Annotated in this window: 8 protein-coding genes; 5 read left to right on the forward strand and 3 right to left on the reverse strand. The window is 32.5% G+C overall.

The genetic code is table 11. The features are described 5' to 3' along the window. Positions 1 to 8,045: 8,045 nt before the first annotated feature. Positions 8,046 to 9,350, reverse strand: coding sequence for a replication-relaxation family protein (locus F0220_RS31160; RefSeq protein WP_149847060.1), 1,305 nt, complete (start codon positions 9,348 to 9,350; stop codon positions 8,046 to 8,048). 750 nt (positions 9,351 to 10,100) lie between these two features. On the opposite strand from F0220_RS31160, the gene F0220_RS31165 reads away from it, so the two are divergent. Beyond that, complete coding sequence (locus tag F0220_RS31165; RefSeq protein WP_091036763.1) at positions 10,101 to 10,412, forward strand: hypothetical protein; 312 nt, start codon at positions 10,101 to 10,103, stop codon at positions 10,410 to 10,412. Further along, the gene (locus F0220_RS31170) at positions 10,399 to 11,859 is read left to right on the forward strand and encodes an FtsZ/tubulin family protein (RefSeq protein ID WP_180361806.1); all 1,461 of its coding nucleotides are present in this window, start codon (positions 10,399 to 10,401) and stop codon (positions 11,857 to 11,859) included. Before F0220_RS31165 ends, F0220_RS31170 begins: the two co-directional genes overlap by 14 nt. A 115-nt stretch (positions 11,860 to 11,974) precedes the next feature. On the opposite strand, the gene F0220_RS31175 is transcribed toward F0220_RS31170, so the two are convergent. Beyond that, positions 11,975 to 12,583 carry a hypothetical protein gene (locus tag F0220_RS31175; protein ID WP_149847061.1) on the reverse strand — a complete coding sequence of 203 codons (609 nt, stop codon included), beginning with the start codon at positions 12,581 to 12,583 and terminating at the stop codon, positions 11,975 to 11,977. Continuing rightward, positions 12,561 to 13,337 carry a ParA family protein gene (locus tag F0220_RS31180; protein WP_091036754.1) on the reverse strand — a complete coding sequence of 259 codons (777 nt, stop codon included), beginning with the start codon at positions 13,335 to 13,337 and terminating at the stop codon, positions 12,561 to 12,563. Before F0220_RS31180 ends, F0220_RS31175 begins: the two co-directional genes overlap by 23 nt. A gap of 399 nt (positions 13,338 to 13,736) precedes the next feature. Between F0220_RS31180 and F0220_RS31185 the strand changes: the two genes are divergently transcribed. The 3 genes from F0220_RS31185 to F0220_RS31195 are packed head-to-tail and all read left to right on the forward strand — an operon-like array spanning position 13,737 to position 16,525. Further along, positions 13,737 to 13,955 carry a helix-turn-helix domain-containing protein gene (locus tag F0220_RS31185; RefSeq protein ID WP_100526658.1) on the forward strand — a complete coding sequence of 73 codons (219 nt, stop codon included), beginning with the start codon at positions 13,737 to 13,739 and terminating at the stop codon, positions 13,953 to 13,955. Continuing rightward, positions 13,945 to 15,405, forward strand: coding sequence for a hypothetical protein (locus F0220_RS31190; protein ID WP_101314355.1), 1,461 nt, complete (start codon positions 13,945 to 13,947; stop codon positions 15,403 to 15,405). Before F0220_RS31185 ends, F0220_RS31190 begins: the two co-directional genes overlap by 11 nt. Before the next feature lie 13 nt (positions 15,406 to 15,418). After that, on the forward strand, positions 15,419 to 16,525 hold the full coding sequence (locus tag F0220_RS31195) for an SAF domain-containing protein (protein ID WP_149847062.1): 1,107 nt from the start codon (positions 15,419 to 15,421) through the stop codon (positions 16,523 to 16,525). Positions 16,526 to 16,534 lie beyond the last annotated feature (9 nt).

Genomic DNA, 16,534 nt, shown 5'->3' on the forward strand with positions numbered 1-16,534 from the left:
ATAAGTTTCTTCAGTGTTTCGATACTACTTAAGATAAAAAATATGTATATTAAGCTGGTATCAGATATTTCATTTCATCGATCATTTATATGCTGAATAAGTTACAAGTTGCGTGGTACATAGATAAATCAGATACTGAATAGTTATTTGCAATGAATTGATACGTTATCGTAGATTTGATTATTCAATCATTTAATTATTTATCGATTTTTCTGTTTTATTCTTTCTCTTCTTGATCTGAAGTAGCTCTCAAATCCTTGATAACACTGGGTTTACTAGCGATCTAAACTCGGAAGAAGAAATTTATTATTGACTGATAATTTGTGAGTGAAGATTTGGTGCGTTATCGCATTTTATATCATTCAATCATGTTATAATCTATAGCTTTCTTAAGTTTTATCCTTCCCCTTTTCAAAAAAAGGATAAGCTAAACCCTTGATAATACTGACTTTTCGTAGATATTTTATAGAATTCATAATCATAATATGAGATTGCCTAGATTCGTAGGGACAAGATGTAAGTGCACCCAAATTACATTATCGATTCGACTAATTTTAAAGTACCCATCAACAGCATCTCCAAATTAGCTAGATGATATACTTCAAACAATTAAAGATTAAGGTGGCGAAATAATATACTTGAAGGAGAAAACACACTTGATAGCTTAATTAAGATTGAGTAGCTAATTAAAACTTTTTTTACGGAGATTCTATATGATTCGTATACTTTTTATAGAGACCTTAATATGTAAGTAAGCATTATCTTAACTAATACGTCTAGGTGATTACAGCGAAGGAACACTGTATTTCACAAAACGGATTACTTAGTCTTTCCTCCTTGATAATCTTCAACTCTATTGAAACGGGTAAATGTTCACATTACTCATTAAGTTGAGTTCCAAAAAATGTTGTCGCTACTCAATACTACTGAAAACAGCTAAACAAATTTTAAGAAATATACGAAATCTCGTGTATAGCAAATCCTTAATGTGTTAATACTATTAATAGGGAGCTTTTAATTCGCAGTATAAGCGTAAGCGTCATATGAAATTTACATAATATAAATATATTCAACAAAGTATTTAGTTTACTGAACATTTTTGAAATTCAGACATTATATTTTTGAATAAAGCAATACGCTGTGTTAATGCAACATGCGATGGATTGGTGAGTTGTTTATAAATTACATATTATGATTATAATCAAATAACTACACCTGAATTTAGCGTCTCTTAGGGATTAGCTATTCTGCCAGGTCACATGAGCTGTACATGTAAACGCACTAGATTTTTTTCATAATACTAAAGTATTCAGTTTATTATTACTTTAAAAACATTGTTTAATATATCAGATCTTATCGGAATAAGATGATGTGGTTGTTTATCCCAAACTATATGTTTATTCAAAGTGCGGTTATGCTCTGCGAAAGACTATCAAACGAATCGAGTCAAATTTCCATAATAGATCATAACAGTGTTTTACAAGACATAATGCACCTTATTTATTACAACATATATTACGTAATATATGAGTATTCAGTTTTATATTCGATTTTAAGTGTCAATTCACACCATATCCTAGCGGAAGTTAACTCAATTAACTAGTCTGTTGGCATCAACAACGTATTTGTGTGAACAAGCCATATTCTTACTTAATACAAACGTATTCAGTTTACTATTACTTCTAAATAATGATTATACAAGCAACCCCTCAGTTCATGGTAGATTAAGCTTAGGGGTTTTAGTTACCACACTCCATGAATGTACAGTGTACGTAAGAAAAGCGAATTTCAAAGGCCACCGACAATATAAATCTCCAATGGATGGCATGAAGTGATCTTATGAGAATACTACATGTTAGCTTATAAATCACATAATAAATTCAGTAACGTATTGAACACTCAATATGAAGAATCATTGTATCAAAAAGTTACTCTCTCATTAAAATTACATAAACTGTTACGTTGTATATTACGTAATATATAAGTATTCAGTAATATCATATTTGGGGTGTAGCACAACAATCAATAGATGATTATACATAATCAATGAGTATTCGTGCTTAGTAATGTATACTTCTTATTCAGATTACTGAACTTGAATATATTCATTCAAGTACTGAGGTTACTTAATACTTGATGACACCACAACTGATCATTTTGTCGCTTTATCCTTTTTCTATGCGTTAAAGAAGGATAAGTAAATAACTTTCAAGTCAGATAACCTGAATATATTCAGTTATATATTCAGGTTACTAAACGTGAATAATCATCCCATACTACAAGCACAAGATAACTCAATAATACCTCTGACGGGATCAACAGGTACTCGTCATGAACAAGCCAGATTCTTGCTTAAACAAACGTATTCCGTTTACTGTTAGTTGAAACTAATGATTACACAGGCAGCCCCACTGCTTATGCTGGATTATGTCGAGGGGTTTTAGCTACGACACCCCATGTATGTTCAGTATCGGTCAAGCTGTACAGGAGAATTCGAAATACCATCATGAGTATAAATCTCCAGTACGTGGCTTGATATGATCTTATGAGTGTACAGGGTTAACTTATATATTACATAATATATTCAGTAACTTATTCACTATTCAATATGTAAAATTATTCAATCAGAACGATCAGTATCTCTTTTGAAATAACAAATTAAATCATATATTACGTTGTATATTACGTAATATATAAGTATTCAGTTAATATTACATTTGAAATTAAGCACTACAATCAATAGAAGATTATAAGGGATCAATCAGAATCTATTCTTGGCAATCTATACTGCTTTTTCATATTATTGAACTTGGATTTATTCAATTTAGTATTTAGTTTACTGAATATTTTATAACACTACACCGAGTCATTAATCGCTAAAAGGAAATATGTCTTGATTCTATACGTTATAAAGAAGGATACATATGTGATATTCAAATAAAGTAATATGAATATATTCAGTTATATATTCAGGTTCCTACGCATGAATAGACACCAGATACTAGAAGAACGTTAACTCGATTAACTCCTCTGTGGGTATCAACAACGTATTAGTTTGAACCAGCTAATTTCTTCCTTAATACAAACGTATTCAGTTTACTGTTACAGTTAGCCCCTCAGTTTATAGTGAGCATACTTTAATGTATGTTAACTGTACCGTTAAGCTGTACAGGAGATTTCGAAAGGCCACCGAGAGTAGATATCCCTATCTTGTGGCTTGTTGGCCTCGTGTGAATACTCACTGGTAGTATTAAATAATATATTCAGTAACATATTATACAATGATAATGAAGAATCATTGTATCAGAAAGATTAATGGGTTCTTGAAATTACATCATCTATTACGTTGCATATTACGTAATAGATAAGTATTCAGTAGAAACTAAATTGGAATGTGGAAACACAATTCAATAGATGATTATAAGTCATCAATTTGTATTCATGCTTGGTAGTATAAACTGTTTATTTAATTTAATGAACTTGAATATATTTAATCAAGTATTGAGTTTACTGAATAGTTTATAACATCACAGTCGCTCATTTATCGTTAAAAAGCGAATATGCATTGATTCTATGCGTTAAAGAAGGCTACGTATGTAACATTCAAATAATTTAATATGAATATATTCAGTTATATATTCATGTTACTTCATATGAATATACATCACATACTAAACTAAAAGCAGAAGTTTATTTGAATAACACCTCTACGGAGATAAATAACGTATTAGTAACATACAAGCAATGCTTAATATAAACGCATTCAGTTTACTGTTACTTGGACCTATTGATTATACAGTCATCCCCACCGCTTATGGTGGTTTAAGCCGTGGGGTTTTAATTACGACACCCTATGTATGTTTAGTTTACGGTGAAATTGTACAGGAGAATTCGAAAAGCCACCTAGAGTATAAATCTACTTTGGGTGGCTTTTAATGGTCTTATAAGAATACTAACAGTTAACTATATTACATAATATATTCAGTAACGTATTAAATACTTGCTGAGAAGAACATTGTATTGAAAAGATCAGTATTTCTTTCGAAATTATAAATTACATCATATATTACGTTGTGTATTACGTAATATATAAGTATTCAGTTAGTATTACATTGGAATGTAACACTATAATTTAATAGATGATTTATAAGTCATCAATGAGTATTCATGCTTGACAGTAGATACACATTATTCAGATTACTGAACTTAAATATATTCAATTTAGTATTTAGTTTACTAAATATTTTATAGCACTACACCGAGTCATTAATCGCTAAAAGCAGATATGTCTTGATTCTATACGTTATAAAGAAGGATACATATTTGATATTCAAATAAAGTAATATGAATATATTCAGTTATATATTCAGGTTCCTACATATGAATAAACATCACATACTAAACACAGAAGTTTATTCGAATAACACCACTACGGGGATAAACAACGTATTAGTAACATACAAGCGCTAAAATCTTGCTTAACATAAACGCATTCAGTTACTTGGAACTATTGATTGTACAGTCATCCCCACCGCTTATGGTGAATTAAACCGTGGGGTTTTAGTTACGACGCCCTATGTATGTCTAGTATACGGTGAAGTCGTACAAGAGAATTCGAAAAGCCGTAGAGAGTATAAATCTCCTTTGGGTGGCTTGTAGTGGTCTCCTAAGAATACTAACTATTATTTATATTACTTAATATATATTCAGTAACGTATTATATACTTGCTGATAAATTGTATCAAAAGATCAATACTTATTTTGAAATTACAAATTACATCATCTATTACGTTGTATATTACGTAATATTTAAGTATTCAGTTAGTATTCCATTTGAAATGGAACACTACTATGCAATAGATGATTATACATCATCAATGAGTATTCATTCTTGGCAGTATGTACTGCTTATTCAGGTTACAACACCAGATCATTTATCACTAAAACGGGATATGTCTTGATTCTATACGTTAAATAAGGATACGTATGTGACATTCAAACTAAATAATATAAATATATTCAGTTGTATATTCAGGTTCCTACATCTGAATATACTTAACATAGCTGAAGCAAAAGTTTATATTATTACTGCCTTTGTGGAGATCAACAACGTATTTGTAATAATCAAGCTCAATCCTTGCTTAATATAAACATATTCAGTTTACTGTTACTTTGAACAAATTATTATATAGTCCGCCCCTCAAGTTTATGGTGGATTAAGCAGAGGAGTTTTAGCTACCATACTTTATATATTATGCTTTACAAGAGAATTCGAAATGCCATTGATTTTATTTTGAGGCTTATAGATCTTGTCTGAATACTGAAAGGTAAATTGTAAATTACATAATATATTCAGTAACGTATTAAATACAATCTCAGAAGAACCTTTGTATCGAGAAGATTAGTATTCTTTTGATAATATATATTACATAATCTATTACTTTGTATATTACGTAATAAATGATTATTCAGTTTTGATAAATTTTATATGAAGCACTGCAATTCAATAGATGATTATAAGTCATCAATGAATATTCATGCTTGACAGTAGAAAAACATTATTCAGATTACTGAACTTAAACATATTCAATTTAGTATTGAGTTTACTGATTAGTTACTACACCACACAGGTCATCTATCGCCAAAAGCGAACATATCTTGATTTTATGCGTTAAAGAAGGCTTAGTATGCAACTTTCAAATAAGTTAACCTGAATATATTCAGTTATATATTCAGGTTACTACATATGAATATACATCACATACTAAAAGCAGAAGTTTATTCGAATAACATCTCTACGGGGATAAACAACGTATTAGTAACATACAAGCTGTATTCTTGCTTAATATAAACACATTCAGTTTACTGTTACTTGGAACTATTGATTATACAGTCATCCCCACCGCTTATGGTGGATTAAGCCGTGGGGTTTTAGTTACGACACTCTATGTATGTCTAGTATACGGTGAAGTCGTACAGGAGAATTCGAAGAGGCACAAAGAGTATAAATCTCCTTTGGGTGGCTTGTTAGTGGTCTTATAAGAATACTAACTGTTACTTATATTACATAATATATTCAGTAACATATTATATAGATGCTGAGAAGAACATTGTATCAAAAACAGCAGTATTTCTTTTGGAATTATAAATTACATCATCTATTACGTTGTATATTACGTAATATTTAAGTATTCAGTTATTATTCCATTTCAAATATAACACTACTATTCAAAAGATGATTATAAATAATCAAAGAGTATTCATGCTAGGCAGTATGTAATGCTTATTCAGGTTACAGCACCACACCAGGTCATTTATCACTAAAACGGATATGTCTTGATTCTATACGTAAAGAAGAATACGTATGTGACACTCAACCCAAATAATATAAATATATTCAGTTATATATTCAGGTTCCTACATCTGAATATACTTAACATAGTTGAAGCAGAAGTTTATATTATTACTACCTCTGTGGGGATCAACAACGTATTTGTAATAAACATGCTGAATTCTTAATTAATATAAACGTATTCAGATTACTGTTACTTGAAATTATTGATTATATGGTTAGCCCCTCAGTTTATGGTGGATTAAGCTGAGGATTTTTAGTTACGTTCGGAGTAAGACAGTGAATTTTAGAGGACACAGGGGGTATAGGGCAACCATTGGATGCTTTGTAGCGGTCTTATGAGAACTCTAAAAGTTAACTTATATATTACATAATATATTCAGTAACGTATTGAACACTCAATATGAAGAATCATTGTATCAAAAAAGTTATAACTCTTTGAAACTACATAAACTGTTACGTTGTATATTACGTAATATATAAGTATTCAGTAATATAATTTTTTGTATGTAGCTCAACAATCAGTGGGTGATCATACATAATCAAAATGTATTCGTGCTTAGTAATATATACTGCTATTCAGATTACTAAACTTGAATATATTCAATCAAATATTGAATTTACTGAATAGTTTTATATAACCACTCTGATTTATCGCAAGAAGCGACTATGTTTTGATTCTATACGTTAAAGAAGGATAATGAGATGCAACCAATAAAATAACCTGAATATATTCAGTTATATATTAAGGTTACTACACTGAAATACAAGTATCATAATCAGAAGCAAAAGGTAACTTCTCTGTGGAGATAACACTGTATTTATAATGAACAAGCTAATTTGTTCATTAACACTAACGTATTCAGTTTACTGTTACTTGAAACTATTGATTACACAACTAGCCCCTCAGCTTATGTCGATTTAAGCTGAGGGCTTTCACTTTATGTATGTTCAGTATAGGGTCAAGCTATACAGGAGAATGCGAAAGGCCACCGAGAGTAAAAATTTCCATTTTATGGCTTGTAGTGATCTTATGAGAATCCTAAAAGATTATTATATATTACATAATATATTCAGTTATATATTCAAAGAAAAATGATTTATAGTGCTCCAATGAGTACTCATAGTTGGCGATATATAATGCCTACTCAAATTACTGAACCCGAGTACATACATTTATCTGTTGAGATTACTAAATAGTTTTTATCACCAAGCAGAATATTTATAACTAAAATCGAATATGTTTTGAATTGTTTATAAGTAACCTGTGATTTTTATCCAATCCAAATAATATGAATATATTCAGTTATATATTCAAGTTACTAAAGTTGAATATACTACAAGCAAAAGGTTACAAGTTTAACTCCTATGTGGGGATCAAAAACGTATTTGTAACAAACAAGCTAATTTGTTCATTAACACAAACGTACTATTACATAATATATTCAGTATAATAATAAATTTAACTTAAATATTTTAGTGTTACGTAATATATTCATTCAAGTATTAAGTTTTGTAATATATTTCTGAATAAGTGACTGAATCCTATAAAAAAGATTCTAAAAGTACACAAGGTAAGTCAATATTATATTGAAGAATGGGTAGAATTCGAAAAATATTCAGTATAAGAATTTGAGGATTTAATCGTGACGCAGAGCGTCTAGACTGTAGTTATCTATAAGACACAAAAAATTTATTCAACAAGAAATAAATTTAAGGGGTTGGATTGAATATGTTTCCCGTTTTTATCGAACCACTTATTCTCAGAAACATTATGCCAAAGATACTTCTTAAAGATAGAATCGAATTTAACCTTCTGATCACAACCAATAAAATCAAGAGAGTGTGGCTTTTTATCCGAGTAAAGTAAAACAGGGATAACCTCAATTGCATTAATCCTTTTCATGGATTCAATAGTTTCGAATTTTGAAGCGAAATCTATTGCCTTACAAATACCACCAGTTTCATATTCGTCGAACTTAACATAAAGAAAAACCTGATGTTCATTGCTTTTAAGACGAGTTACTGTAAAATACGGCTCCCAACCTAATATCTTCATTTCGTTACCATAAAGATAACAAAAACTTGAAAGGGAGGAGGCATTCGTGAGATTTTTGGAGGGCTTAGGTTGTCCAATAAAAGCTTGATCATTAAGGAGTGGTCTTAAGTTTAAATTCAGTTTATTTTTAAATAAGTCTCCTTCATTTATAAAGGAAAGCACCAAACTTTCAAGTGATTCAATATTTCCTACATACAAATTTAAAAATGTGCTCCAGTTTTTAATGGTGTTCAAATAATTCCGCTGAATATTCAGCCATCGAGACCAAATACTTTGACGCGCAGTCGTTACAAAAAAAATAGTACTAGGTATAGATGTGGCTAAAGAATCTCTCTCAACCCCTTGGCTTATATATGACAGATATTGATTGTACTTAGAAAACTTCTCATATAAAAGTTTGCCTTTCTCCGTTCCCATATCAAACTCAACCCAACAGTGAAATTCCTTGTCAGTACCATTAGGTCGAATAATAAACTCTCCATCGGGCCTGAAAATTTTCTTAGTTTCTATTTTAGTATTTTCATCCATAGAGGAGAACTCAACTGAAGCGTATCTATTATCAATAAAATCATATGTGAAATTATGTTTTAAAGATAAGAGTTCCATTAAAACATTGAAATCAATACCCAAGTTATGATGTTTTTGCAGTCTCTCTTTTGGAGCGCGATAAAGTTCATATGGAAAATAACCGTGTTGATTATTCCAACCTGTATTTCGATAACCTTCAATCTCAGGGATATCTAAAAGGCTGTAAGCTATAGATAATCCTTCTTCTGATAAAGTTAAAACCTTCGTATCATTATTAAGTTTAGCTGCCACCTGAATAATACCGGTCTTCTGCATTTGAGCCAACTGATTCCATGTGCTTCTCATTTTTGATAAGTTAAGTAGTTCCCATGAGAAATGAGGATAGGTTAAAGGAATATTATCCGGATCCAAAAGAAAAAACACTTGATACGGGGTAAGACTTCTATAAATAAAGAGACATTCAATTATCTTACACTTGGTCGGAGAAAGTTTATGTATTGTTCGAACATCCAATTTGATGACAACTCCTTTATAAATTTGCTTGAATATGATACATATTTACTAACCTTTATGAACCCTAATTTCTTGTCACATAAAGCAGTATGTCGAGATTAACAGAAAAAAACCTTATGTGACAACGAATTTGTCGACCTTTTGTGGTCGATATATGCAATGACAGACATCGTGACAAGTTCAGTGATAACAATAGTGACTCAGTCACCAAAGTTATCACTGAATCAATCATTAATGTAGTCATTAAAATCATCATAATATTGTTTGAGTGTAATATTTTTCAGAAACGAAATATTATAAAAATAAATGAGAGAAATCACACTACTATTGTGGATACTCTCCAACAGACCATTAAGAAGAGTAGAAAAGCGTTTATACTCTCCCCTAATGTAAATAATGATAATATGACTATATTTAAATAAAATAGAGTCACCCTAGGGTCACTCTAAATTAACAGCTTTAATAAAAATGTCTCACACGAGAAATCGTTATAACAGATAGAGTATTACAGAATTCATATTAGATAAGATAGCATTCTTAAAATAATATTTAGATATATTTGCTAAATTAATATTAAAGCGATATACTTAAGGTAACCCAGAGGTGACCTTAAGGTGACCTCTAATCAGGGGGAGGTGAAGACTGAGCATGTCAGAAAAACTTTATACAGAGGTGCATTATCGAGCATTTCTTGATAAATTAAGTGAGGCTCACATATCGGTATTGAGCATTATTACAGACAACAATCTCATCCCAAAAAAAGACATCATCTCTATGATGAGTGAGGATTATTCTAAAAATCCAGTTGTTGCAGCAATAGATGCTCTTTTGTTCGCTGGTTTAATATCATTCGAGTATAGCAAAAGGCAACATAAGTTCTTTCTTTCTGATGACGGTAAAGCATTCACAGAATATGTAGCAAAACAATATGAGGAGGAAAATTCTAATGGGTCTATCTAATAGTAAAGTACTTACATTCATGAACGAAAATGCACTAATCAATGACGTCTCTCTAAGATTTGGTGTAATTGGAGCAGGGCAGAAAGGTAACAAAGATGCAGATATTTTTGCAGGTTATACATATGCAAATGGAAAACAAATATATCCTAGCCTTGCCGTGAATTTTTCTAAAAATGACATGCTTCATCTTAAGAACATTCCGGTCGAAGATCGCATACATTTTGAAGATTTCAGAGGTGCTGCCCGAACACCTTCTCTTGTTGTTGAGAATTTCGATCCACAATTGAACCCAAATGCAGACAAGATGCGTAATCAATTGATTGAAGCAATGGAAAGAAAATTCATGGATGTTGATCATTTGTTTATTTGCGCTGGAGCTGGTGGGGGCTTTGGTACAGGCTTTATTTCACTAGTGTTAAGTTTAATAAAAGAACAGTTTTTTCCGGTCCCTATAACTCTTTTGCTCTCAAGTCCATTTGATGATTTCACTGAAATGTCTAATGCAATTCTTCTCCTCGCAGAAATCAAAGAATTCATTGAACTTCAAAATGAGCTATTTAGTCCAGGTCAAGAAAAACCACTTGGTAGTGTAATTCTTACTGATAACAAGAAACTATTTAACGACTTTACAACCAAAAAAGAGAATAGACTGAACAGTAGTACTTTGATTTCTTGGAAAGATGAAGGGAACGATGCGATTATAAGTACTATCCATGAGGCTAACTTGATTCCTGCTAACTTTGGATCAGACAATAGTACTTATGATCCTTCGGACTTTATTAAAATCGTACAACTGTCAGGTGGTTTCTTGAGTATTCACAAAGCTAGCATTGAAGCCCCTTACGAAAGTAATACTTTGAATAGTAAAATGAGAAATAGTATTCAGTTGGGCTACTTTTCTTGTGGTCATGATTATGAAACTGCAACAATGTATGGTGGTTTTGTACTTAGACCATCAAGTGCATCAATATTCAAAGATGTCAAAACAGAGCAGACTATTAAACAAGTAATATCAGAGTTTAATGATACAGCTCAAGGAAAATATGGAGATCCTATCTGGTTTGATGAATACGCGGTTGTCTATACTATTTTTAGTGGGATGACTTTACCAAGCCGAGTCGTTGAAATGACTATAGAATATGATGAAATGTTAGAAAAACAAAAACAGGTGAAAAACAAAGATATCGAACTGAATATCTCAGGTGTAATGGAATCTGTAAAACAATCCACTTTTAATCCATATCAAAAACGAGGAGCCAACAAATTTGGTGGTGGCGCTTCTGGAGGCTTTGGGGGATCTGTATTCAATCGAAAGCAAGAAAATCAAATTGAAGAAGAAGTTGCTTCAACCACTGAAGAAATTTCAGAGCCTAATAACAGATTTGGAAGCAACTCGGATGATACTAAACCTACAAATGTTTGGAATAAAATTCAAAACCGTAAATAGGTTCTCACTCAAATCACTAAACGGTTTAAATTGTTTATAGCATAAAATACTAAAAAGAGGTACAAAGGGCTTATTTGCTCTTTGTACCTCTTTCTTATTTTGAAAATCAGTAAGTTTATAATTTAAATTCCTTATTTTCATTCACTAATTCTAGCACAATTCTTAGACCAGAGTTAATCATTTTCGTTTTGTAGCCTTTTTTCTTACCAACACATAACTTATCTAATTCAGCCAACAATTCATTTTCGATTAGATACGTTTTACGCGTATGTGTTTCTTCTACTTTTAAATCAACTGTGTTTGACAAAGATGAAATAATACTTGATATCCCGTTAACAGCTGAAACTTGTGGATGAGAACTAACAGGTGCTTGCTCATTGTTCTGTTTCGCCTCTTGAGTTTCTTGTTGAATTAACTCTTTAGCAGGATCTTGTTGTACTGGTTGTTGGTATTGCTGTACTAAAGGTTGTTGTACTGGTAGTGATTGTTGTTGTGTTGGTGGTTGTTGCTGTTGTTGTGTTGCTTGTTCTTGTATTGGTTGTTCCTCTGCTGGATTAATTGTAGATATATCCGAATCAGTACTTGAATGTTTATTCTCATCTGAAACAGGTGGCAAAGAATTATTACCACTTATAAGAGTATCATTCAATATACGATTTTTTTGATCTGATCCGGTAGTACCACTATCACCCAACAATTTTTTAAACTGATCCTTTTTGGACACGGTTTAGCAACTCCTCTAAAAATTGTTGATATTGCTCAAGAGCATCTCGGTCCTCTTTTGTTGTGTTTTGGATACCAAGAATAGAATACTCTTTAATTCGATTACGTCTTTTAATTACAGTATCAAATACCCAGTCCTCATAATCTTCCCTAGCTTGATCAATAATTGAAGAGTCAATTCGAGTTCTGGAATCCGACATACTTGGTAGAATGCCAGCTAACTTTAATGTAGGCGTAATTCTTTCTTTAATAAGTTCCACCAATTGAAGGTACCTTGGGATAGCTTTAAAACATAAAGGTTCCGATTGTAGCATAACTACCACATAGTCGCTAGCAGATAATGCAGATACTGAAAGATCGCCTAAGTTAGGTGGCTGGTCAATAAGGATAAAATCATACTGGTCTTTTATGATATCCAATGTTTCTTTTAGAGAGGTAGGAACAACTCTGTTTACATTTCCTAAAGCTCTGCCTAATGTCGATAGGATGTCATCGGCCGGCAATAAATCCAGGTTCTCATTCACTTTAACAATGTACTTAGCAGGATCTAAATCGATAATTGCGTTTAGTACTGTATTATCTTCAAAAGAGTAAATGTCTTTTCCTGATAATATTTGTGTAGTGTTACCCTGCGAATCAAAATCAACAGTTAAAACTTTAAATCCTCTTTCAGCTAAAAGATAACTCGTAATGCATGTAGTAGAGCTTTTACCCACTCCGCCTTTTTGTACTCCTATAGATACTGTGATACCCATGATATCCTCCAGTTCGGTATAAATATACTTATACTCTATTTTGGTGGATAGTAGAGAAAGAGTCAAGTGTAATACACACAAAACTGAATACTTAAGTGTTAAATGAACAATATAGTATTCAGTTTTATATTACATAATATATTTTTAACTATATAAATATTACACTGCATGAAGATTATGCGACTTAACTAGTACTACGATTTACTAGAGAAAAGAGGATACAGTGAAAAAATTGAAATCAAAGTTGTTGACACAAACCAGTTAATAATCTATATTGTGTATAAATAAACCAAATATGATCCGGACGGGTCCTCAAAAAAAGCGAAGCACGCTCAATGCCTTAGGCATTAAGCGTGCTTTTTTTTGTTTTCTTACCCTGAAGGAAAGGGGTGATAGTGATTGGATTATACACCTGGGGAACTGATGCGTATCCATAGAACAAGAAAAGATATGACTCAAAAAGATCTTGCAAACTACATAGGATCATTTCAAGTGAGAGTCAGTAGATTGGAAAATGGACTTAAGCCACCCACACCTGACGAGATAAAGAAGATAGAGAAGGTTCTTGGAACTATTATTTGGAGCCAACAAAGGGGAGATGCAATGAATGGCACCTGATTTTGAGCAACTCAATAAGAAAAAAATTATTATTGCCATTCCTAATCCTGCTTTTGCAGAGGCTTTAAAAAAACATTTTGAAAATGAAAACATTCATGTATTAGAAGTGTGCGTTGTAGTTGATCATCTTGTGGAGAGGCTTCATCTAATCAAAGAAGACCCTTCAACCACTTTAGATGCAGTCATTATCTCAAGCTCTCTCGCTGTAAAGCAATCTGATAAAAGGCACGAGTTCCTCGCAGATGTAATCGATAGAATTCGAGAAGATTTCAGTAAAAGCTCGATAATTTTTTTATCGGATGAAAAGCAAGGTCATCCTTTACTTGCTGAACTAGTATCCATGGGGATTTACAATATATTTTTAAAATCACAAAAATCTGAACCCTTGAATATTAAACAGTTAATTAAATGTATAGACCACCCTTTACCTTATAGTGAAGTTAAAAAGTATCGGAATTATGATCAAGGAATACCGTGGAGAAGATTTGTAAATGGTGCTCAATCTATAACCATTAATATTGAGGGACATAACAAAGATAAGGCCCACAGACGACAGGATAAACAAAATGTGAAGGAAGGTGAGGTTAGTACCAATACATCAAATGAAATAAATTCTTCTTCTAAAGAAATGGATGAAGATGAAGAACATCTGGTGAAGAGTAACAAGCAAACAAACAAAACAATCTTACCCGACATCATGGAAGAAGAATTAGAAGAATCAGATTTTTGGACGCTACCTGATCTGAAGCAGAAGATCGTAGTCAGAGACCGAATTGTCGGTAAATCAGTCATCTCGGTAGTCGGTATCGAAAAAGGCGTAGGAACAACCCACTCTTCTATATTGATAGCAAATTATCTGGCAAGTCATGGATATTCAGTTAAGTTATTAGAACTGAGCGGAAATAACGAACTTGTTTATATCGAAAAAGCCTACGAAGGTAAAAACGTAGACACCCGTCTTAATGATGAATTCATAATTGAAGGCGTAACTTACGTAAAATCAGCAGATGAATTTGAAATGGCTGACCATCTGAATTCAGAACATACACATATTGTTCTAGATATGGGGACTTATGAAACCACTGAACACATATCTGAATTTCACCGGGCAAGTACCCAAGTTGTAGTTGCATCAGGTAGTGAGTGGAAACAGCACAACATCAAAAGATTTCTGTCATCCAATCATGTTGATCTCGAAAGATGCATCTTTATGGTCCCTCTTGTCAGCAAACAAAGCATTGCCGATATCGAAAAAGATAATGAGGGAATCCATGCATTAGAAATCCCTTTTCACTCTGATCCTTTTGACTCTCAGGATGATACGAATGAACAATTTGATCTAGTGTTTGATCGAGGCTTTACAAAGAAGAAGAAAATGATAAAGAGATCCATTCTTTTACTAGCAACAATTATACTTATGTTTTTGTTAATTTTCTTTATTTCAAGATAAGGGGTGTATGTAATTGTCCAAAGTAAGGCAGCGTACAAAAAATTTGATTATAGCTGGTGTTGTAGGGGCTCTATCTATGGGAGTTTTATCAACTGGTGGCGCCATCTACCTCATTAAGCAGCAAGCTAAAGAGCAAAAAGTGTTAAGGATGCATTATGAGTCTCAACTCGTTGAAGCAGAGGCATTACTCCAGCACCAACAATCAACTATGAAAACAGTCGTAGTAGCATCCAAACCGCTAAAAGAAGGGGACAAGCTTAAGAAGGAAAATTTGAAAGTTATTCAAATTCCTGAAACAGATGCTCCAACTAACATGGTACAGACACCAGATGATCTATATGGAAAGATCGTTAAAATTGATGTAGGTGAGAATACACCCGTAATCAATTCAATGGTATTTGATAACGGTCCAACCCCTCGTGATCAACGGATACAAGAGTACAATGTGATGTTACTTCCAACTAAACTGAAAAAAGGTCAATTTGTAGACGTACGGTTAACCTTCCCGACAGGTGAAGATTTTATCGTTCTATCAAAGAAAAAAGTTGAAGATCTTTCCGGCACAACTGTTTGGTACAAAATTAATGAAGCTGAATTGTTAGTAATGACTAGTGCGATCGTTGATGCATACCTTAACGGTGCCAAACTTTATGCCGTTACTTATTCTGATCCATATATGCAAGAAAAAGCAATTCCAAACTATCCAGCTAACCTGAAAGTAATTGACCTTATTCAATCCGATCCGAATGTTCTGACATTCGCAAAAGAGCAATTAAAAAGAAATGTAAGACAAGTACTAGAAAACAATCTCTCTCAAATGGATGAAGCAGATAAAATGAAAATCCAAAATGGAAGTGTGATCTTACAACAAGAGGTTGCTAACAACCAAATTACGAATCAGCAAAATAACGAAGCAGTAACCGGAACACAGGGGGCACCTATACCCGATACAAGTGCAGAACCGAGTACAACACCAGGTAGTTCTATAGATTCATCTCCAACAACTCAATCTACGGAAGCAAGTAAAGAGGAAATTGTTCAGCCGATAGAGTCCGGACTGGATACTTCTACAAGCGAAGAAAAACAGAAAGACGTTTTTGGGCAGCCATTAGTGAAATAGAACGGAGGG

It is taken from the genome of Paenibacillus sp. 37 (genome assembly GCF_008386395.1).
Lineage (GTDB): Bacteria > Bacillota > Bacilli > Paenibacillales > Paenibacillaceae > Paenibacillus > Paenibacillus amylolyticus_B.

What these genes read in the sequence shown, in the direction of transcription:
- F0220_RS31190 (WP_101314355.1), top strand. Translation starts at nt 13,945, where the DNA reads ATGGCACCTGATTTTGAGCAACTCAATAAGAAAAAAATTATTATTGCC.
- F0220_RS31180 (WP_091036754.1), bottom strand. Translation starts at nt 13,337, where the DNA reads ATGGGTATCACAGTATCTATAGGAGTACAAAAAGGCGGAGTGGGTAAA.
- F0220_RS31170 (WP_180361806.1), top strand. Translation starts at nt 10,399, where the DNA reads ATGGGTCTATCTAATAGTAAAGTACTTACATTCATGAACGAAAATGCA.
- F0220_RS31165 (WP_091036763.1), top strand. Translation starts at nt 10,101, where the DNA reads ATGTCAGAAAAACTTTATACAGAGGTGCATTATCGAGCATTTCTTGAT.